At 72.8% G+C, this 18,601-nt stretch carries 20 protein-coding genes; 8 read left to right on the top strand and 12 right to left on the bottom strand.

Annotation, left to right across the window (positions count from 1 at the left end):
• Positions 1-36: 36 nt before the first annotated feature.
• From ABZ318_RS11935 to ABZ318_RS11925, 3 genes are read right to left on the bottom strand one after another with little or no spacing between them, the layout of a single operon-like run.
• Positions 37-1,170 carry an Mrp/NBP35 family ATP-binding protein gene (locus ABZ318_RS11935; RefSeq protein ID WP_356902334.1) on the bottom strand — a complete coding sequence of 378 codons (1,134 nt, stop codon included), beginning with the start codon at positions 1,168-1,170 and terminating at the stop codon, positions 37-39.
• 44 nt (positions 1,171-1,214) lie between these two features.
• Positions 1,215-1,784: a DUF1003 domain-containing protein gene (locus ABZ318_RS11930; protein ID WP_356902333.1), complete on the bottom strand. Its 570-nt coding sequence runs from the start codon at positions 1,782-1,784 to the stop codon at positions 1,215-1,217.
• Complete coding sequence (locus tag ABZ318_RS11925; protein ID WP_356902332.1) at positions 1,774-3,045, bottom strand: CBS domain-containing protein; 1,272 nt, start codon at positions 3,043-3,045, stop codon at positions 1,774-1,776. The genes ABZ318_RS11930 and ABZ318_RS11925 overlap by 11 nt, the downstream gene beginning before the upstream one ends.
• 292 nt (positions 3,046-3,337) lie before the next feature.
• Between ABZ318_RS11925 and ABZ318_RS11920 the strand changes: the two genes are divergently transcribed.
• Positions 3,338-4,096: a hypothetical protein gene (locus ABZ318_RS11920; protein ID WP_356902331.1), complete on the top strand. Its 759-nt coding sequence runs from the start codon at positions 3,338-3,340 to the stop codon at positions 4,094-4,096.
• Here the strand turns inward: ABZ318_RS11920 and ABZ318_RS11915 are convergent.
• Together ABZ318_RS11915 and ABZ318_RS11910 are read right to left on the bottom strand one after the other, a co-directional pair.
• Complete coding sequence (locus ABZ318_RS11915) at positions 4,093-4,596, bottom strand: hypothetical protein (protein ID WP_356902330.1); 504 nt, start codon at positions 4,594-4,596, stop codon at positions 4,093-4,095. The two genes, ABZ318_RS11920 and ABZ318_RS11915, sit on opposite strands and share 4 nt — an antisense overlap.
• Before the next feature lie 13 nt (positions 4,597-4,609).
• Entirely contained in the window at positions 4,610-5,737 is a 1,128-nt protein-coding gene (locus tag ABZ318_RS11910) for a magnesium and cobalt transport protein CorA (RefSeq protein WP_356902329.1), read from the bottom strand.
• A gap of 420 nt (positions 5,738-6,157) precedes the next feature.
• On the opposite strand from ABZ318_RS11910, the gene ABZ318_RS11905 reads away from it, so the two are divergent.
• The 4 genes from ABZ318_RS11905 to ABZ318_RS11890 all read left to right on the top strand — a co-directional run bounded on the left by ABZ318_RS11905 (position 6,158) and on the right by ABZ318_RS11890 (position 9,411).
• The gene (locus ABZ318_RS11905; protein WP_356902328.1) at positions 6,158-6,742 is read left to right on the top strand and encodes a suppressor of fused domain protein; all 585 of its coding nucleotides are present in this window, start codon (positions 6,158-6,160) and stop codon (positions 6,740-6,742) included.
• A 117-nt stretch (positions 6,743-6,859) separates the two neighbouring features.
• On the top strand, positions 6,860-7,498 hold the full coding sequence (locus ABZ318_RS11900) for a DUF6758 family protein (RefSeq protein ID WP_041131110.1): 639 nt from the start codon (positions 6,860-6,862) through the stop codon (positions 7,496-7,498).
• Between the two features lie 108 nt (positions 7,499-7,606).
• Positions 7,607-8,470: a PHP domain-containing protein gene (locus tag ABZ318_RS11895; protein ID WP_356902327.1), complete on the top strand. Its 864-nt coding sequence runs from the start codon at positions 7,607-7,609 to the stop codon at positions 8,468-8,470.
• A gap of 335 nt (positions 8,471-8,805) precedes the next feature.
• Entirely contained in the window at positions 8,806-9,411 is a 606-nt protein-coding gene (locus ABZ318_RS11890) for a MarC family protein (protein WP_356902326.1), read from the top strand.
• 100 nt (positions 9,412-9,511) lie between these two features.
• Here ABZ318_RS11890 and ABZ318_RS11885 read toward each other — a convergent pair whose 3' ends face one another.
• The gene (locus tag ABZ318_RS11885; protein WP_086024648.1) at positions 9,512-9,664 is read right to left on the bottom strand and encodes a hypothetical protein; all 153 of its coding nucleotides are present in this window, start codon (positions 9,662-9,664) and stop codon (positions 9,512-9,514) included.
• 283 nt (positions 9,665-9,947) lie between these two features.
• On the opposite strand from ABZ318_RS11885, the gene ABZ318_RS11880 reads away from it, so the two are divergent.
• Entirely contained in the window at positions 9,948-10,781 is an 834-nt protein-coding gene (locus tag ABZ318_RS11880) for an NYN domain-containing protein (protein WP_356902364.1), read from the top strand.
• Here the strand turns inward: ABZ318_RS11880 and ABZ318_RS11875 are convergent.
• Together ABZ318_RS11875 and ABZ318_RS11870 are read right to left on the bottom strand one after the other, a co-directional pair.
• Positions 10,765-11,652 carry an alpha/beta hydrolase gene (locus tag ABZ318_RS11875; protein WP_356902325.1) on the bottom strand — a complete coding sequence of 296 codons (888 nt, stop codon included), beginning with the start codon at positions 11,650-11,652 and terminating at the stop codon, positions 10,765-10,767. The genes ABZ318_RS11880 and ABZ318_RS11875 overlap by 17 nt on opposite strands.
• An 84-nt stretch (positions 11,653-11,736) precedes the next feature.
• A complete protein-coding gene (locus ABZ318_RS11870; protein ID WP_356902324.1) occupies positions 11,737-14,406 on the bottom strand; it encodes a DEAD/DEAH box helicase in 2,670 nt (889 codons plus the stop codon).
• Between the two features lie 486 nt (positions 14,407-14,892).
• On the opposite strand from ABZ318_RS11870, the gene ABZ318_RS11865 reads away from it, so the two are divergent.
• Positions 14,893-15,615: a ferritin-like fold-containing protein gene (locus ABZ318_RS11865; RefSeq protein ID WP_356902323.1), complete on the top strand. Its 723-nt coding sequence runs from the start codon at positions 14,893-14,895 to the stop codon at positions 15,613-15,615.
• Between the two features lie 23 nt (positions 15,616-15,638).
• Here the strand turns inward: ABZ318_RS11865 and ABZ318_RS11860 are convergent, their stop codons facing one another.
• From ABZ318_RS11860 to ABZ318_RS11845, 4 genes are all read right to left on the bottom strand, one after another.
• Positions 15,639-15,908, bottom strand: a complete 270-nt coding sequence (locus ABZ318_RS11860; protein WP_356902322.1) for a hypothetical protein — start codon at positions 15,906-15,908, stop codon at positions 15,639-15,641.
• Between the two features lie 175 nt (positions 15,909-16,083).
• Positions 16,084-16,311 (bottom strand): DUF3107 domain-containing protein, encoded by a 228-nt coding sequence (locus tag ABZ318_RS11855; RefSeq protein WP_073809026.1) that lies wholly within the window; start codon positions 16,309-16,311, stop codon positions 16,084-16,086.
• 143 nt (positions 16,312-16,454) lie between these two features.
• Positions 16,455-17,114, bottom strand: coding sequence for a TetR/AcrR family transcriptional regulator (locus tag ABZ318_RS11850; RefSeq protein ID WP_356902321.1), 660 nt, complete (start codon positions 17,112-17,114; stop codon positions 16,455-16,457).
• Positions 17,115-17,278: 164 nt separating this feature from the next.
• On the bottom strand, positions 17,279-17,494 hold the full coding sequence (locus ABZ318_RS11845) for a hypothetical protein (RefSeq protein ID WP_123455286.1): 216 nt from the start codon (positions 17,492-17,494) through the stop codon (positions 17,279-17,281).
• Positions 17,495-17,632: 138 nt separating this feature from the next.
• Between ABZ318_RS11845 and ABZ318_RS11840 the strand changes: the two genes are divergently transcribed.
• Positions 17,633-18,598, top strand: coding sequence for an alpha/beta hydrolase (locus ABZ318_RS11840; RefSeq protein ID WP_356902320.1), 966 nt, complete (start codon positions 17,633-17,635; stop codon positions 18,596-18,598).
• Positions 18,599-18,601: the final 3 nt, after the last annotated feature.

Raw genomic sequence — 18,601 nt, 5'->3', positions numbered from 1 at the left:
GAGGGCGCCCCCACCGGGGGCGCCCTCCGTCACGTCTCAGAACTTGTTGCGCGGCGTGATGCCCAGGCTCATGCCCGAGAGGCCGCGCTGGCGGCCGCCGAGCTTGCCGGCGATCGCGCGGAGGGCCGCGCCCGCCGGGGAGTCGGGGTCGGAGAGGACGACCGGCTTGCCGTCGTCGCCGCCCTCGCGGAGCCGTACGTCGATCGGGATCGAGCCGAGGACCGGGACCGTCGCGCCCGTGGTCTGCGTCAGGCCGTCCGCGACCTTCTGGCCACCGCCCGTGCCGAACACGTCGACCATCTCGTCGCAGTGAGGACACGGCAGGCCCGCCATGTTCTCGACGACGCCGACGATCTTCTGGTGGGTCTGGACGGCGATCGAGCCGGCCCGCTCGGCGACCTCGGCCGCCGCCTGCTGCGGGGTGGTGACCACGAGGATCTCCGCGTTCGGGACGAGCTGCGCGACCGAGATCGCGATGTCGCCGGTGCCCGGCGGCAGGTCGAGCAGGAGGACGTCCAGATCGCCCCAGTACACGTCCGCGAGGAACTGCTGGAGCGCGCGGTGCAGCATCGGGCCGCGCCACACCACCGGCGCGTTGCCCGGGGTGAACATGCCGATGGAGATGACCTTCACGCCGTTCGCCGACGGCGGCATGATCATGTTCTCGACCTGGGTCGGACGGCCGTCCGCGCCCAGCATCCGCGGCACGCTGTGGCCGTAGATGTCGGCGTCCACGACACCGACCTTCAGGCCGTCGGCGGCCATCGCCGCGGCCAGGTTCACGGTCACGGAGGACTTGCCGACGCCGCCCTTGCCGGAGGCCACCGCGTACACCCGGGTCAGCGAGCCCGGCTTCGCGAAGGGGACCTCGCGCTCGGCGCCCGTGCCGCGCAGTGCCGCCGCCAGCTCCTTGCGCTGCTCGTCGCTCATCACGTCCAGCGAGACGTCGACGGCGGTGACGCCCTCGACCCGGGAGACGGCCTCGGTCACGCGCTGCGTGATGGTGTCGCGCATCGGACAGCCGGAAACCGTCAGGTACACCGTGACGGCGACCCTGCCGTCCGGTTCGATCTCCACCGACTTGACCATGCCGAGCTCAGTGATCGGCTTGTTGATCTCAGGGTCGTTCACCGTCGCCAGTGCTGCGAGCACCGCGTCTTCCGTAGCCATACCGACGATGGTACGGCGCCGACCACGGGCCGGTGAAAGGGCTGTCAACGGTCGGGTACGTCACTTCCGCGGTCCTCGCCGGACGGGAATAGATCCCGGCGCTCCTCCAGCTCCTTGAGCAGGTCCTGGAGCTCCGAGCGGATCCAGTCGCGGGTCGCGACCTCGCCGAGGCCCATCCGCAGCGCCGCGATCTCCCGGGTCAGGTACTCGGTGTCCGCGATCGACCGCTCGTTCTGCTTCCGGTCCTGTTCGAGATTGACCCGGTCCCGGTCGTCCTGCCGGTTCTGGGCGAGCAGGATCAGCGGCGCCGCGTACGAGGCCTGCAGGGACAGCGCGAGCGTCAGGAAGATGAAGGGGTACTCGTCGAACCTCAGCGACGACGGCGCGAAGACGTTCCACCCGATCCAGACGACGACCGTCAGGGTCATCCAGACCAGGAACCTGCCCGTGCCCAGGAAGCGCGCGATCCGTTCCGAGAGGCGCCCGAAGGCCTCGGGGTCGTACTCCGGCAGCAGCCGGGACCGCCGCTCGCGCGGCAGGTCGAGCCGGATGCGGGGCACGGCCCGCTCCCGCTCCCGCTCGCGCTCCCGGTCCCGCTCGCGCTCAGCCGCCATGTCCGGCCCCCTCCTCGTGGAACTCGGTCTCCCGCCAGTCGTCCGGCAGCAGGTGGTCGAGCACGTCGTCGACGGTGACCGCGCCGAGCAGCGAGCCGCTCTCGTCCACCACGGGCGCGGCGACCATGTTGTACGCGGCGAGGTAGCTGGTCACGGCCGGCAGCGGGGTGTCCGGACCCAGCGGCGCCAGGTCGCTGTCCACGAGCGAACCGACCAGCGTGAACGGCGGATCGCGCAGGAGCCGCTGGAAGTGCACCGTGCCCAGGTACTTCCCGGTCGGCGTCTCGTCCGGCGGCCGGCACACGTACACCTGCGCCGCGAGCGCCGGGGACAGGTCCTGCTGACGGACCCGGGCCAGCGCGTCCGCGACGGTCGCGTCCGGGCGCAGCACGATCGGCTCGGTCGTCATCAGACCGCCCGCCGTGCGCTCCTCGTACGCGAGCAGCCGGCGCACGTCGGCCGCGTCGTCCGGCCGCATCAGGGTGAGCAGCCGCTCCTGGTCCTCCTCGGGCAGCTCGGACAGCAGGTCGGCGGCGTCGTCCGGGTCCATCGCCTCCAGGACGTCGGCGGCGCGCTCCTCCTTCAGCTTGCCGAGGATCTCGATCTGGTCGTCCTCCGGCAGCTCCTCCAGGACGTCGGCGAGCCGGTCGTCGTCGAGGGCGGCGGCGACCTCGGCACGCCGCTTGGGGGAGAGGTGGTGCAGGGCGTTGGCGAGGTCGGCGGGGCGCAGCTTCTCGAAGGTGGCGAGCAGACTCTCGGCGCCCTGCCCGTGCTCCTCCAGGGAGAAACCGGTGACGGCCGACCACTCGACGGTCAGCGTCTCCCCCCTGCGGCTCAGCACCCCGCCCTTGCCGCGCCGGACGAAGACCTTGTCGATCTCCCAGTCGCGGCGGGCGGGCAGCTGCTGGATGGCGACGTCGAGGACGGTGACCTCCTCGCCCGACTCCACCAGCGTCACGCGCCGGTCGAGGAGCTCGCCGAGGACGAGCCGCTCGGTGGGCCGCTGCTCGAAGCGCCGCATGTTGACGACGCCGGTCGTGATGACCTGGCCGGAGGCGACGCCGGTGATCCGGGTCATGGGGACGAAGACCCGGCGGCGGCTCAGCACCTCCACGACCATGCCGAGCAGCCGGGGCGGCCTGCGGCCGACGCGGAGCATGGCGACGAGGTCGCTGACGCGGCCGACCTGGTCGCCGACCGGGTCGAAGACGGGGACCCCGGCGAGATGGGAGACGAAGATCCGGGGGGCGCCTGCCGCCATGCCACGCGCCTCCTCGATGCCGCACGATTCGAGCCGTCGCAGAGCTTTGCCGGGGATTGCAGAGCTTTGCCGGGTTCAGGCTAGCCCGTGACGTTCCGCCCCGCCCCGGCAGCGACTCCGTACGGCTGCCTGCGGGGCCCCTCACCCGTCCCGGGTACGCTGCGGTCTGCCGTTCCCCCCATCGGCCCCGACACCGGACCCGGCCCTTCCGCCCGGTCGGGAACGCGGGCCGCCCCCGGCACCCCGTACGGGCCGCGCCCGTCCCCCCCACACGACACGAGAGGCAGCGCAGATGACCGTTCGCACCCCGTCATCGCGTATCCGCAGGGCCGTCACGCCCCTGGCGCTCTGCGCCGGACTGACGGTGGGACTCACGGCCTGCGCCGCCGACCCGGACGAGGGGACGAACGGGGTGGGGAGACTCTCCGCACCCGAGATCGAGAGCAAGGCGCAGACCGCGGCGGACGCGGCGAAGGCGGTACGGCTGTCCGGCACCCTGGTCAGCAAGGGCGGCACCTTCAAGCTGAACATGCGCCTCAAGCAGGACGGCGCCACCGGCTCGGTGACGACGAAGAACAGCACCTTCGAGCTGCTGAGGGTCGGCGACGCGCTCTATCTGAAGGCCGACGCCGGGTTCTGGGCCCACGACGGCAAGGAGGGCGACACGCCCTCCGAGGCGGACTCCGAGGCCGCCGACACGCTCGACGACAAGTACGTGAAGGTCCCCCAGGGCGACCCCTCGTACAAGCAGCTGCGCGGCTTCACCGACATGGGGCCGCTCCTCGACGGGCTGATCGGCCTGCACGGCGAGAAGGTCAAGGGAGACCGGGACCAGATCGGCGGGATCCGCACGGTCAAGGTCAAGGGCGGGGCCGACGGCGAGGGCGGCACGCTCGACGTGTCCCTGGACGGCGAGCCGTACCCCGTGCAGTTCGCGCGGGGCGGGGGAGCGGGCGTCGTGGTGCTCTCCGAGTGGAACAAGGACTTCCCGCTCACCGCCCCGTCGAAGGAGGAGACCCTCGACTACGGCAAGCAGCTGCCCCGTACTTAGCGCTTCCTGCGGAACAGCAGCTTCGGCAGACCCGCCGGGACCGGGCGGCGGGTGTTCGCCGCCGTCGGGAGCGGCACGGCGGCCAGGGAGCCGTCCGGCAGCTCCGTGGTCGAGGACCGCGGGTCGAGCCGCACCACGCGGCACTCGCGCGCCCAGCGCTCGGGCATGGCCTCGCCGTCGGGGGCGTTGAGCCGCTTCCCCTTCAGTTCGGCGACCGCCGCGTCCCACTCCTCCGTGCCGGGGGTGATCTCGCGGACGGCGGCGGTCCAGGCGACGAGTCGGCCGCCCTTGTCCTTGCTGCGGACGGTCACCTCGGCCGTACCGCCGTCCACCAGGCCCGGCAGCGGCTGCTCGCCGGGGCCGTCGCCGACGACGTGCGCGGCGCCGTCGTGCCAGACGTGCCAGAGCGCGCGGGCGGGGCCGGCGCCCCGTACCCAGATGAGGCCGGACTTCTTGGTGGCCTCCTCGACGAGGGCGCCGGTGAGCAGCGTGTCGGTCATGGCCGAAGCCTATCTACAGCCAGCCGTTGCGCTTGAGGGTGCGGTGGATGGTGAAGCAGATGGCGGCGATGCCGACGAGCACCATCGGGTAGCCGTACTTCCACTGCAGCTCCGGCATGTACGCGAAGTTCATGCCGTACACGCCGCAGACCGCCGTGGGGACGGCGACGATCGCCGCCCACGAGGTGATCTTGCGCATGTCCTCGTTCTGCGCGACGGTCGCCTGCGCCAGGTTGGCCTGGAGGATCGAGTTGAGGAGCTCGTCGAAGCCGACGACCTGCTCCTGGACGCGGGCGAGGTGGTCGGCGACGTCCCGGAAGTACTTCTGGATGTCGGGGTCGACCAGCCGCATCGGCCGCTCGGAGAGCAGCTGCATCGGGCGGAGCAGCGGCGTGACGGCCCGCTTGAACTCCAGCACCTCGCGCTTGAGCTGGTAGATCCGGCCGGTGTCCGCCCCGCGCGTGGAGCCCTTCGCGGCCGGCGAGAAGACGTCGATCTCCAGCTGGTCGATGTCCAGCTCGACGGCGTCGGCGACCGCGATGTAGCCGTCGACGACGTGGTCGGCGATGGCGTGCAGGACGGCCGAGGGGCCCTTGGCGAGGAGCTCCGGCTCGCCCTGGAGGCGGTGGCGGAGGTTGCGCAGCGAGCCCTGGCCGCCGTGCCGGACGGTGATGACGAAGTCGGGGCCGGTGAAGACCATCACCTCGCCGGTCTCCACGACCTCGCTGGTCGCGGTGAGTGCGGCGTGCTCGACGTAGTGGATGGTCTTGAAGACGGTGAAGAGGGTGTCGTCGTACCGCTCCAGCTTGGGCCGCTGGTGGGCGTGGACGGCGTCCTCGACGGCGAGCGGGTGCAGCCCGAACTCGGCCGCGATACCGGCGAATTCGGCCTCGGTCGGCTCGTGCAGTCCGATCCACGCGAAGCCGCCGCTCTCCCGCACCTGGCGCATCGCGCCGCGCGGCGTCAGGCACGCCCGGTCGTCGATCCGGCGCCCGTCGCGGTAGACGGCGCAGTCGACCACGGCGCTGGAGGCCGAGGGGTCACGGGTGGGGTCGTACGAGGTGTACGTGGTGGGGGTCTTGCGCAGGCTGTGCCGGAAGCCCGGGCGGACGGCGGCGGTGAGGTCACGGATCATCGACATGGGCGTGCTCCTTCACGGATCGGCCGTCGGCGCGGAGCATGGCACAGCCCGGAATGGGGACGGAGAGGTACGTCGTCCACAAAGCGGGCGGCACCGAAGGGGCGCGGAGACGGCGGTCGCTACAGACAGGGGAAGCGAAAGATGCTCTTCCGTCGAGCGAGATGCCGGAGGGGCGGGTCCGTGCCGGACCCGGACGTCACCGGAGGGAGCGCACCGGGCTAGGAGTGCGGAGCGGCGGAAGAGCGGCTGGTACTGCCCGACCGACTTCGGTCCATCGCAGTCCCACCTCCTCCGGCCGGTCCCCTGTCGGGGATGACGTGTGACGAGCAGTCGGGAATCCCGACCAGTGGCCCACACTATCAGCCGACAGAGGGTCAATCCCTTACTTTGCCCGTTCCATACGCGATCTATGCTCCCCACATGGGAGAAGTTCTTGCACTGGTCGAGGCCCGGCTGCGGACCGCCCTCGGCGAACCGGACGCGCGGGCCGCGGTGACCTTCCTCGGCACGGACCGGATCGAGGTGCTGCGCTTCGTCGACGGCGACCTCGTGCGGTACGCGACCCTCGGGATGTCCGCGCAGCCGATGGCCGATCCGACCTCCGCGCTCGCCGACCCGGTGAAGGGCCCGCGCGCGGAGCTGGTCCTCACGGTGCGGGGCGGGCTCGCCGACACCGACAAGGTGCTGCGCCCGCTCGCGGTCCTCGCCGCCACCCCCCAGGTCGAGGGCGTGGTCGTGGCGCCGGGTGCCTCGCTCGACGTCGGCGACCCGCTCTGGCCCGGCGCCCCCTTCAGCTCGGTGCTCGTCGCCGAGTCGGGCGGCCTGGTGGAGGATCTGGAGCTCGACGCGCCGATGGACCCTGTCCGCTTCCTGCCGCTGCTGCCGATGACGCCGAACGAGGCGGCGTGGAAGCGGGTGCACGGGGCGCAGGCCCTGGAGGAGCGCTGGCTCGCACGGGGGACGGACCTGCGCGATCCGCTGCGCAGGTCCGTGGACCTGGACTGAGTGCTCTCCCGCGTTCCAGCCGCCGCGGTCCGGCCGGGGTGAACGCTCCGGGCCGTACGGGTGATCGTTCGTGGGCGTCCTTGACGCGGGGCGGAAGAGCTAGGACCGTTGAGCCCTATGAGGGGCGAACCCAGTTGTCCGAAGTGCGGTGGCAGGGTCAGGGCGCCCGGTCTCTTCGCCGACTCCTGGCAGTGTGACGTGCACGGCTCGGTGCACCCGCTCCAGCCCGTGATCCCGCCCAGCGTCGAGGGCCTCGGAGTCGTGGTGCACAGATCCCACGTCCCGGTGTGGATGCCGTGGCCCCTGCCCGTCGGCTGGCTCTTCACCGGGGTCGCGTACGCCGGGGACGACCGCAGCGGCGGACGCGCGACGGCCGTCGCCTGCTCCGGGCCCGGCCCGCTCGGCGGGATCGGCGAGCTGCTCCTGGTCGCCGAGGAGCTCGGCGTCGGACTCGGCGCGCGGTACGCCGGCATCGACGGCCTCGACCCCGGCTCCGGCATGGCCATCGACAAGCCGCCCCAGGCGAAGGTGCTCGCCGCTGGCCGCCCCACCCCGCTCTGGCACGTCACCGGCGCCCCGCAGGACCGCGCGGTCTTCGCGGGCGAGGCGCGCGGCCTGTGGCTGTGGGCGATCGTCTGGCCCGAGCAGTCCGGCCTCCTGATGTACGACGAGCTGGTCCTCACGGACCTGCGCGACGCGGGCGCCGAGGTCGACCTGCTGCCCTGCGGCGCGCTCACCCCGAGGCTGCTCGGGTAGGAGTCGTCCTCGGACCGTCCGTCCGGTGACGTTCCGTACGGGCGTGTTCGATTCGCCCGTTATGCTGGAGCGTCCCTCGTCCGTGCCGAGCCCCTGGAGTACCGCGTCGTGCGCATCGATCTGCACACCCACTCCACGGCCTCCGACGGTACGGACTCCCCGGCCGAACTCGTCCGGAACGCCGCCGCGGCCGGTCTCGACGTCGTCGCGCTCACGGACCACGACACCACCCGGGGCCACGCCGAGGCGATCGCGGCCCTGCCCGAGGGGCTGACCCTCGTCACCGGTGCCGAGCTGTCCTGCCGGATGGACGGCATCGGGCTGCACATGCTCGCGTACCTCTTCGACCCCGAGGAGCCGGCGCTCCTCGCCGAGCGCGAACTCGTCCGCGACGACCGGGTGCCGCGCGCCCGCGGCATGGTCGCCAAGCTCCAGGAGCTCGGCGTCCCCGTCACCTGGGAGCAGGTCGCCCGGATCGCCGGCGACGGCTCCGTGGGCCGTCCGCACGTCGCGGAGGCGCTCGTCGAGCTCGGCGTCGTACCGGACGTGTCCGGCGCGTTCACGCCCGAGTGGCTCGCCGACGGCGGCCGGGCGTACGTCGAGAAGCACGAGCTGGACCCGGTCGACGCGATCCGCCTCGTCAAGGCGGCCGGCGGCGTCACCGTCTTTGCGCACCCGCTCGCCGTCAAGCGCGGCCAGGTGCTGCCGGAGGCCTCGATAGCCCGGCTCGCCGAGGCCGGACTCGACGGCATCGAGGTCGACCACATGGACCACGACGAGGCGACGCGGGCGCGGCTGCGCGGACTCGCGAAGGAGCTCGGCCTGCTGACCACGGGCTCCAGCGACTACCACGGCAGCCGCAAGACCTGCCGCCTCGGCGAGTACACCACCGACCCCGAGATCTACGGCGAGATCACCCGCCGCGCCGCGGGCGCCTTCCCGGTCCCGGGCGCGGGCGGACCTGCCGCCTGAGGCCGCTCCGGCGGACCGGGGCCGCACGGCCCCGCCCCCGGACTTTCAGGAGCCCCGCGAGGCACCCGCTTCCCCGGTCGCCCGGGGACCCGCTGCCCCGGTCCGTCGGCCGGGACCCCGCTCTCCGGTCGGTCCGTGTCGTGCCGCGCCCGGTTCGGGCGTGGGCGTCCGTCCCGACCCGACTCCGCTCCGAGGCCTTCCCCTTCCTGGTCCGCCCCCGTACGGCTCCGCGTCGTGCGCGGGGCGGCGTTCCTCCTGCCCTGCCGCCGGAATCCCGCATTCCGCCCTGCAGGGACACACCCCACCGTTCCACCTCTCCCGCAAGGCACCCCACCGTGTTCGACGTCGCCGTCTTCGGCTCGCTGTTCCTCACCCTCTTCGTCATCATGGATCCCCCCGGGATCACCCCGATCTTCCTCGCCCTCACCTCCGGCCGCGCCGCCAAGGTGCAGCGCCGGATGGCCTGGCAGGCCGTCGCCGTCGCCTTCGGCGTCATCACCGTCTTCGGTCTGCTGGGCCAGCAGATCCTGGACTACCTGCACGTCTCCGTCCCCGCGCTGATGATCGCGGGCGGTCTCCTGCTGCTGCTCATCGCACTCGACCTGCTCACCGGCAAGACCGACGAGCCCAAGCAGACCAAGGACGTCAACGTCGCCCTCGTCCCGCTCGGCATGCCCCTGCTCGCCGGGCCGGGCGCGATCGTCTCGGTCATCCTCGCCGTGCAGAACGCCGACAGCGCGGCCTCGCAGGTCTCCGTCTGGACCGCCATCGCCGCCATGCACGTCGTGCTCTGGCTGACCATGCGGTACTCGCTGCTGATCATCCGCGTGATCAAGGACGGCGGCGTCGTCCTGGTGACCCGCCTCGCCGGCATGATGCTCTCCGCCATCGCGGTGCAGCAGATCATCAACGGCATCACCCAGGTGATCCAGAACGCCTGAGCCGGCACCCGGGGGCCCCCGGACACCACTGCGCCCCCGTACGGATTCCGCTCTTGCGAAGTCCGTGCGGGGGCGCGGTGCGTGGGATGGACCCGACCTGTTACGAGGCCGAGGTCTCGGCGGGGCGGATCCAGATGCGCTGGCCGATCGAGGCGGCCTGCTGCACGATCCGATTGACGGAGGCGGCGTCCACGACGGTCCGGTCGACGGGCGTGCCGTCGATGTCGTCGAGTCGCAGGATTTCGAAGCGCACGGGCTTCTCCCTTCGTCTGAGTTGATCCTCCTGATGGAGAACTGCGTTACGTACGGCTCCAACGCCGTGCGTCCTGCAAACATTCCTTACGCTAAGGAAAATTTTTGGATTGCTAACTACCGGCAGGTGGGAGGGTGTGGCGGCCGGTCCCGGAGCGGCGGACAATGAGCCCCGTATGAACGACGCAGACACCACCCGACCGCCCGAAGCCCCCACCGACACCGATGCCCGCCTGCGGGCGCTGGACACCCGCCTGGAGCGCACCAACGAGCTCCTGCGGCGGATGCTGGCCGAGGTGGCCAAGACCCCCTCCACCCACGCCATCTTCGTCGACGCGGGTTACGTCCATGCTGCGGCCGGGTTGCTGGTGGCGGGCACCGAGGACCGGCGCTCCTTCGACCTCGACGCCGAGGGCCTCATCGAGGCCTTCATCGACACGGCCCGCACGATCTTCGCGGACAGCCGGCTCCTCCGCGTCTACTGGTACGACGGCGCCCGCCGCCGCATCCACACCCCCGAGCAGCAGGCCATCGCCGAACTCCCCGACGTCAAGGTCCGCCTCGGCAACCTCAACGCCAGCAACCAGCAGAAGGGCGTCGACTCTCTCATCCGCACCGACCTGGAGTCCCTCGCCCGCCACCGCGCCATCAGCGACGCCGCCCTCGTCGGCGGCGACGAGGACCTCGTCTCGGCCGTCGAGGCCGCCCAGGGCTACGGCGCCCGCGTCCACCTCTGGGGCATCGAGGCCGCCGAGGGACGCAACCAGGCCGAGGCGCTGCTCTGGGAGGTCGACAGCCAGCGCACCTTCGAGCTGGACTTCTGCCGCCCGTACGTCACGCGCCGCCCCGTCACCACGTACGAGAACGAGGGCGAGCCGCCGCCCTCCCGCGAGGAGGTGCGCTTCGTCGGCGCCCAGATCGCGGCCACCTGGCTCGCCGAGCGCGGCCGGGACCGGCTCGCCGAACTCCTGCCGGGCGCGCCCTACCTGCCCGGAACGGTCGACCAGGACCTGCTCGTCGAGGCGGAACGCCTGCTCAGCCGCTCCCTGCGCGGCCACGCCGCGCTCCGGCGCTCCCTGCGCGACGGCTTCTGGCAGCACCTCAAGGCGCAGTACTGACCCTGGCCGGACTGCTCGTCCGCTCCCAGAAGCCGGTGAGACGGTCCGTCAGCTCCTGGGGGTGCGACACGTTGGGGGAGTGGCCGGCGCCCGCCACCACCGTGTGGTGCGCCCCGGTGCGGGCGGCCGCCGCCGACAGGTCCGCCGGGGCCCAGACCATCTCGTCCGCCCCGTACGCGAAGTGCAGCGGCATGCGCAGCGCGGCCAGCTCCTCCGTACCGTCCTGACGGCTCAACAGCAGCCGTCCCGTACCCGAGAGTTGGGCGATCCGGGTACGCATCCAGCGACGCCGCAGGAAGCCCGCCAGCTCCGGCGTGTCACCCGTGGCCGGCTCCTCGCCCCGGCTGTCCAGCCAGCACATGGCCTGCCACACCCACTCCTTCGGCAGCACCGCGAGCGAGGCGCGCAGCACCCGCACCCGGATCCGCTGCGGCCGGGCCACCCGGCCGGGGCCCGAGGAGAGCAGGGTGAGCGAACGGAAGGCGCCCGGCGCGAGGGCGGCCGCGGCACGGGCCACCAGGCCCCCGAAGGAGTGGCCGACCAGATGCACGGGGCCGTCCCCGAGCGCCGCCGCCTGCGCCACCGCGTCGAGCGCGAGCGCCTTGCGACGGTAGGCGGCCCGGCCCCGGGGACCCGGCGTCTCGTTCTGGCCGCGCCCGTCCACGGCCACCGCCCGGTACCCGGCCTCGCTCAGCGGGCCGAGGAGAGCGAGGAAGTCCTCCTTGCTGCCGGTGTACCCGGGCAGCAGCAGCACCGTGCCCCGCCGCTCGCCCGCCGGCGCCGTGTCGAGCACGGCGAACCGCCCACGCGCGGTCTCGAGGCGCCGGGCACGGGTGCGGGGTGGCAGGACGAGGGAACGGGGCTTGCTCATATCTGGACTGTAACGGGGAGGACGGGAGACGGCCGAGCGGCCCGTCCCCCGGTGGGGACGGGCCGCTCGGGACCGGCGACGGGGTCAGCCCTCGGGCTGGGCCGCCGCCTTCTTCGTGGTGCGGCGGCGCGGGGCGGCCTTCTTCGGGGCCTCCTCGGTCACCGGCTCCTCGGCTGCCACCGCCTTCTTGACCGTGCGGCGGCGGGCCGGGGCCTTCGGCTCGGTCTTCGGCGCGGAGGCCTCGGGAGCCTCGGCCACGACCGCCTTCTTGGTCGTGCGGCGACGGGGAGCCTTGGGGGCCTCCTCGGCCGGCGGGGCCTCGACGGTCTCGGCGACCGGCTCGGCCACGGCCTTCTTCGCCGTGCGGCGGCGCGGGGCGGCCTTCTTCGGGGCCTCCTCGGTCACCGGCTCCTGCTGGGGAGCCTCCTGCTGGGGAGCCTCCGCCACGACGGGCTCGGCGACGGCGACCGGGGCGGACGCCGAAGCGACGACGATGACCTCGGCGGGCGCCCCGGAGACCGGGGACCCGGCGGGCCGGCGGGCCGCACGGCGACGGCGCGGCGCGGGCTCCTCCGCGACCGGAGCGGCGACGGGCTCGGCGGCCGGGGCCTCGACCACCGGCGCCCCGGCGGTCACCGGCGAACCGGCGGGCCGACGGGCGGTACGGCGGCGACGCGGCCCGGGGACCTCGATGACCAGGGTCTCGACGACCGGCGCCTCGACGACCGGGGTCTCGGCGACGGGCTCGGCCACCGGCTCCGCGGTGGGCTCGGACACCGGCTCCACGACGGCCTTCTTGGCCGTGCGGCGGCGGGGGGCCTTCTTCGGCTCCTCGGCCTTCGGCTCCTCGACGACGACCGGAGCGGCCTCGACGACCGGCGCCTCGGCGGACCGCTGCGCCATCAGGGCGACCGCGGCGGTCTCGGGCGTCTGGAACGACACGGTCTCCTCGACCGGACGAGCCACCCGGGCACGGCGGCGGCGCGGGGCCGGAGCCGGCTCCGCGGCGACGGGGGCCCGGTCGACCGGAGCGGCCGTCACGGCCTCCGGACGGGCGGCACGGGCACGGCGACGGGGGGCCTTCGGCTCCTCGACGGCCGACGTCTCGACGACGGGCGCCTTGACGGGGGCCTTGGAGGCGGCCGGCGTCTCGACGACGGGCGCCGCGGCGGCCGGGGCCTTGACGGCGGGCGCCTCCACGGGGGCCTTGGCCGGGGCCTCGGCGACGGGCGCCTTGGCGGGGGCCTCGGCGGCAGCCGGAGCCTCGACGGCCTGCGTCTCGGCGGCCGGAGCCGTCGTGACCGCCTGGGCCGCGACCGGCACGGAGCCCGTGGCGGCGGAGCGGGTGCGACGGCGGCGGCGCGGGGTGCGCGGTCCGGCCTCGGCGCGGGCCTCGTCCGCCGCGGTCTCGACCGCGGTCTCGACGGCCGGTGCCGCCGACGCCACGGCGTCGTCGAGCTCGCTGCCGCCGCGGGTGCGGCGACGCTGGCGCGGGGTCCGCGTACGGGCCGGGGCCTCCTCGGTCTTCTCGGCGGCCTTCGGGCCGCGGCCACGGCGACCGCCGGGCTCGCCCAGGTCCTCCAGCTCCTCCGCGCCCAGACCCGCGCGGGTCCGCTCGGCGCGGGGCAGGATGCCCTTGGTGCCCGCCGGGATGTCCAGCTCCTCGAAGAGGTGCGGGGACGAGGAGTACGTCTCGACCGGGTCGTGGAAGTCCAGGCCGAGCGCCTTGTTGATCAGCTGCCAGCGCGGGATGTCGTCCCAGTCGACCAGCGTCACCGCGGTGCCCTTGGCACCGGCGCGGCCGGTGCGGCCCACGCGGTGGAGGAAGGTCTTCTCGTCCTCGGGGGACTGGTAGTTGATGACGTGGGTGACGCCCTCGACGTCGATGCCGCGCGCGGCGACGTCGGTGCAGACGAGCACGTCGACCTTGCCGTTGCGGAAGGCGCGCAGCGCCTGCTCGCGGGCGCCCTGGCCGAGGTCGCCGTGGACGGCGCCGGAGGCGAAGCCACGACGCTCCAGCTGCTCGGCGATGTCGGCCGCCGTGCGCTTGGTGCGGCAGAAGATCATCGCGAGCCCGCGGCCGTTGGCCTGCAGGATGCGGGAGACCATCTCCGGCTTGTCCATGTTGTGCGCGCGGTAGACGTGCTGCTTGATGTTGGCGACGGTCACGCCCTCACCGTCGGGCGAGGTGGCCCGGATGTGGGTGGGCTGCGACATGTAGCGGCGGGCCAGGCCGATGACCGCGCCCGGCATGGTCGCCGAGAACAGCATCGTCTGGCGCTTGGCCGGAAGCATGTTCATGATCTTCTCGACGTCGGGCAGGAAGCCCAGGTCGAGCATCTCGTCGGCCTCGTCGAGGACGAGGACCTTCACGTGCGAGAGGTCGAGCTTGCGCTGGCCGGCGAGGTCGAGCAGACGGCCGGGGGTGCCGACGACGACGTCGACGCCCTTCTGCAGCGCCTCGACCTGCGGCTCGTACGCCCGGCCGCCGTAGATGGCGAGCACGCGGACGTTGCGCACCTTGCCGGCGGTGAGCAGGTCGTTGGTGACCTGCTGGCACAGCTCGCGGGTGGGGACGACGACGAGCGCCTGCGGGGCGTCGGTCAGCTGCTCGGGCTTGGCCCGGCCGGCCTCGACGTCCGTGGGGACGGTGACGCGCTCCAGGATGGGGAGGCCGAAACCGAGGGTCTTGCCCGTGCCGGTCTTCGCCTGGCCGATGACGTCGGTGCCGGTGAGGGCGACCGGGAGGGTCATCTCCTGGATGGGGAAGGGGGTGACGATGCCGACGGCCTCCAGGGCCTCGGCCGTTTCGGGAAGGATTCCGAGCTCTCGGAAAGTCGTAGTCAGGGTGCTGCCTCTTCTGTGAGACGCGGTGCGAGGCGAACGAAGGGGGTCGTACCGTGCCGGGATCTTCCGGGGGGATCAGGGGAGATCACCGCCGGGTGGCGCGGGACCACTGCCGTCGCTCGAGCGTCGTACCGCTGAGGGTGACCCTTCCGCGGGTCCGCCGGAAGGGCTGTCGGGCCGGAGCCGATCGGGCCACCGACCGGGCATCCTCATTCATGAGTCGGCCCACCGGATACATCCGAACGTGCGAAAGCATGTCCGCATACTCAGCAGGCGCCTTATCACTGTACCCCGGATTCGCGCATGTGTGTTGGGAGAAATCGCGATGAGGGCACGGTCACACTGACTGACCAGGGCCTTCCCGGGCCGCGCGAGCGGGCTATTGTGCGCTCCATGGAGACGCCTGACAACGCCACACCCACCGGGATCGCCGCCAAGGACTGGGCGGAGGCTTCCGCCGAGCCGCAGTACCGCGCCGCCGTGATCGACCTCCTCGGCGCCCTCGCCTACGGAGAGCTCGCGGCCTTCGAGCGGCTCGCCGAGGACGCCAAGCTGGCGCCGACCCTCGCGGACAAGGCGGAGCTGGCGAAGATGGCCTCGGCCGAGTTCCAGCACTTCGAGCGGCTGCGGGACCGCCTCGCCGCCGTCGACGCCGAGCCGACGGCGGCCATGGAGCCCTTCGCGAAGGCGCTCGACGACTTCCACCGCCTGACCGCGCCCTCGGACTGGCTGGAGGGCCTGGTCAAGGCGTACGTGGGCGACTCGATCGCCAGCGACTTCTACCGGGAGGTCGCGGCCCGCCTCGACTCCGACACGCGGGGGCTCGTCCTCGCGGTGCTCGACGACACCGGCCACGGCAACTTCGCGGTGGAGAAGGTCCGCGCGGCGATCGACGCCGACCCGCGCGTCGGCGGCCGGCTCGCGCTCTGGGCGCGCCGGCTGATGGGCGAGGCGCTCTCCCAGGCCCAGCGCGTGGTGGCCGAGCGCGACGCGCTCTCGACGATGCTGGTCGGCGGCGTGGCGGACGGCTTCGACCTCGCGGAGGTCGGCCGGATGTTCTCCCGGATCACCGAGGCGCACACCAAGCGCATGGCCGCCCTGGGCCTCGCGGCCTGAGGCGCCTCAGGCGGACGCGCCGGTCAGACCGCGGCTGATCGGCGCAGTCTGCGGGAGGCCGGGCGGATCAGCAGCGACAGCAGCACCGCCGCCACGGCCACCGCGCCGATCAGGGTGGCGAGGAAGTGACCGGGGCCCAGCGCCCCGTGGGTCACGAGCGCGCCGAAGACGCCGCCGAGCGTCCCGGTGACGAGGACGATCGCACGGACGGGGAGACGGTCGGACAGTCGCTGCGCGGCGACCCAGGCCAGGGCGAAACCGAGGAGGGCGGAGCCGAGGGCTTCCAGGAACACTGCGGATCACCTCGCGAGGAGTGCGGGGCGGGTGGTGCGGTCACAGGCGTCCTACCCCCGGCGTCCGGAACGCAATCCTCCCGTACCCCCTGACGTGGGAGTACGGGAGTACGGACAGACGAAAGGCCCGGTGGACCGAAGAGGTCCACCGGGCCTTTCCCGTCGGATCCGGGGCTCAGAGCGCGCCGAAGCCCACGCGACGCACGGTGGGCTCGCCGAGCTCCACGTACGCGATCTTCTCGGCGGGAACGAGGACCTTGCGGCCCTTCTCGTCCGAGAGGCTGAGCAGCTGCGCCTTGCCGGCCAGCGCGTCGGCCACCGCGCGCTCGACCTCCTCGGCGGACTGCCCGCTCTCCAGAACGATCTCCCGGGGCGCGTGCTGCACGCCGATCTTGACCTCCACGGCTATGTCCCTCCGAACGGTCAGCGTTGCGCGAATACCCGCGCCGTACGCTGCACACATTAGCCCGGTGAGGGGACCCGTACGGGTCAGCCGCCGCACGCCAGGAGCGAACAGCGTCCGGGAATGCGGCGCGCGGGAGGGCGTCAGTGGCCCTCGGCGCTCAGCTGGCCGTCCACCGGATGCAGCGGGAAGCCCGCGATGCCGCGCCAGGCGAGCGAGGTGAGCAGGCCGACCGCCTTGTCGCGGGGGATGCCCGACCCGCTGGACAGCCAGTAGCGGGCCACGACCTGGGAGACCCCGCCGAGGCCGACGGCCAGCAGCATCGACTCGTCCTTCGACAGGCCGGTGTCCTCGGCGATCACGTCGGAGATGGCCTCCGCGCACTGCAGGCTGACCCGGTCCACGCGCTCGCGTACGGCCGGCTCGTTCGTCAGGTCGGACTCGAAGACGAGCCGGAACGCGCCGCCCTCGTCCTCCACGTACGCGAAGTACGCGTCCATCGTCGCCGCGACCCGGAGCTTGTTGTCCGTGGTGGAGGCCAGCGCCGTGCGCACGGCCTGCAGGAGGGACTCGCAGTGCTGGTCGAGCAGGGCGAGGTACAGCTCCAGCTTCCCGGGGAAGTGCTGGTACAGCACCGGCTTGCTGACGCCGGCCCGCTCGGCGATGTCGTCCATGGCGGCGGAGTGGTACCCCTGGGCGACGAAGACCTCCTGGGCCGCGCCGAGCAGCTGGTTCCGTCGGGCACGTCGCGGCAGGCGCGTGCCCCGAGGGCGTGCTGCCTCTGTCTGCTCGATGGCGCTCACGCGGCCTCCCAAAAATCGATCCATGTGCGCTGTCGCGCCGCGCCGCCATCGTACTTTTGGGTAACCCGGCTGTGCGCGGTGCGAACGCAGAATTTCACGGACCGGACGCCCGGGTCGACAGTCGATTCAAGATTAAACCGAACAAATCAGCGGGAGCCGCGTGCTCAGCGGTAGTCGTCCTCGTCGAGGGCGACGACACGCGCCTGTTCGGACGCGTCGGCCTCGTTCGCCGAGTCGCGCTCGAGATGGGTGGGCCGTTCGTCCTCGCGCTGCTGCAGTTCGGTGTGCTGCTCGGCCGCGTCGGCCTCCGGGATTTCCTCGTCCAGCACGACGACCTCTTCCTCGGTGAATGTGTCCGGCTCGTTGGGATCGACAGTCATGCGGCTCCTTCCGGGTGCGGGTCGCGGTGCTCCCGATGGCCCTCACTCCGAGCCTAGGAGTGAACGCGCCCCGCCGCACACGCACCTGTGACCCCACCCACACACGACTGCGCGTGATCGTCTCGTAATATTGCGGCCATGTCCTCGACCGAGCTGCCGGAAACCCGGACCGCCGCCGCCTCATCCGCGTCGCGGACCCGCGCCGTACGGGTCGCCGAAGGCGAGGAGCTCCGCTCCGTGGCACTGCCCGGACTCACCCTCACCGTGCGCGCCCGGCCGGGGAACCGGACCGGTCTGCCGCCCGCGCTGTACGTCCACGGACTCGGCGGCTCCTCGCAGAACTGGTCCGCCCTCATGCCGCTGCTCGCGGACCACGTCGACGGCGAGGCGGTCGACCTGCCCGGCTTCGGCGACTCCCCGCCGCCCGACGACGGCAACTACTCGGTCACCGGACACGCCCGCGCCGTCATCCGGCTCCTCGACGCCGGCGGGCGCGGACCCGTCCACCTCCTCGGCAACTCGCTGGGCGGCGCCGTCGCCACCCGCGTCGCCGCCGTCCGGCCCGACCTGGTCCGCACCCTCACCCTCGTCTCCCCGGCCCTGCCCGAGCTGCGCGCCCAGCGCACCGCCTGGCCCACCGCGCTGCTCGCGGTGCCCGGCGTCGCCTCGTTCTTCGCGAAGCTCACCAAGGACTGGACGGCCGAGCAGCGGGTCAAGGGCGTCCTCGCCCTCTGTTACGGGGACCCCGGCCTGGTCACCGACGAGGGCCTCCGGCACGCCGTGGAGGAGATGGAGCGGCGCCTGGAGCTCCCGTACTTCTGGGACGTCATGGCGCGCTCCTCGCGCGGCATCGTCGACGCGTACACCCTGGGCGGGCAGCACGGACTGTGGCGGCAGGCCGAGCGGGTCCTCGCCCCGACGCTGCTCGTCTACGGCAGGCGCGACCGGCTCGTCTCGTACCGGATGGCCCGGAAGGCGGCCGCCGCCTTCCGCGGCTCGCGCCTGTTGACCCTCCCCGAGGCGGGACACGTGGCGATGATGGAGTACCCGGAGGCGGTCGCCCAGGCCGTACGGGACCTGATCGCCGATGACGGCGGGAGCTGATCC

The organism is Streptomyces sp. NPDC006197, from assembly GCF_040613865.1.
Classification (GTDB): Bacteria; Actinomycetota; Actinomycetes; order Streptomycetales; family Streptomycetaceae; genus Streptomyces.
The sequence above is the reverse complement of the archived record's forward strand: the minus strand, read 5'-3'. Positions and strand labels throughout refer to the sequence as shown.

Coding starts and splice junctions, on each gene's coding strand:
- ABZ318_RS11935 (WP_356902334.1), bottom strand. CDS start 1,170: ATGGCTACGGAAGACGCGGTGCTCGCAGCACTGGCGACGGTGAACGAC.
- ABZ318_RS11930 (WP_356902333.1), bottom strand. CDS start 1,784: ATGGCGGCTGAGCGCGAGCGGGACCGGGAGCGCGAGCGGGAGCGGGAG.
- ABZ318_RS11925 (WP_356902332.1), bottom strand. CDS start 3,045: ATGGCGGCAGGCGCCCCCCGGATCTTCGTCTCCCATCTCGCCGGGGTC.
- ABZ318_RS11920 (WP_356902331.1), top strand. CDS start 3,338: ATGACCGTTCGCACCCCGTCATCGCGTATCCGCAGGGCCGTCACGCCC.
- ABZ318_RS11915 (WP_356902330.1), bottom strand. CDS start 4,596: ATGACCGACACGCTGCTCACCGGCGCCCTCGTCGAGGAGGCCACCAAG.
- ABZ318_RS11910 (WP_356902329.1), bottom strand. CDS start 5,737: ATGTCGATGATCCGTGACCTCACCGCCGCCGTCCGCCCGGGCTTCCGG.
- ABZ318_RS11905 (WP_356902328.1), top strand. CDS start 6,158: ATGGGAGAAGTTCTTGCACTGGTCGAGGCCCGGCTGCGGACCGCCCTC.
- ABZ318_RS11900 (WP_041131110.1), top strand. CDS start 6,860: ATGAGGGGCGAACCCAGTTGTCCGAAGTGCGGTGGCAGGGTCAGGGCG.
- ABZ318_RS11880 (WP_356902364.1), top strand. CDS start 9,948: ATGCTGGCCGAGGTGGCCAAGACCCCCTCCACCCACGCCATCTTCGTC.
- ABZ318_RS11875 (WP_356902325.1), bottom strand. CDS start 11,652: ATGAGCAAGCCCCGTTCCCTCGTCCTGCCACCCCGCACCCGTGCCCGG.
- ABZ318_RS11870 (WP_356902324.1), bottom strand. CDS start 14,406: ATGACCCTCCCGGTCGCCCTCACCGGCACCGACGTCATCGGCCAGGCG.
- ABZ318_RS11865 (WP_356902323.1), top strand. CDS start 14,893: ATGGAGACGCCTGACAACGCCACACCCACCGGGATCGCCGCCAAGGAC.
- ABZ318_RS11845 (WP_123455286.1), bottom strand. CDS start 17,494: ATGACTGTCGATCCCAACGAGCCGGACACATTCACCGAGGAAGAGGTC.
- ABZ318_RS11840 (WP_356902320.1), top strand. CDS start 17,633: ATGTCCTCGACCGAGCTGCCGGAAACCCGGACCGCCGCCGCCTCATCC.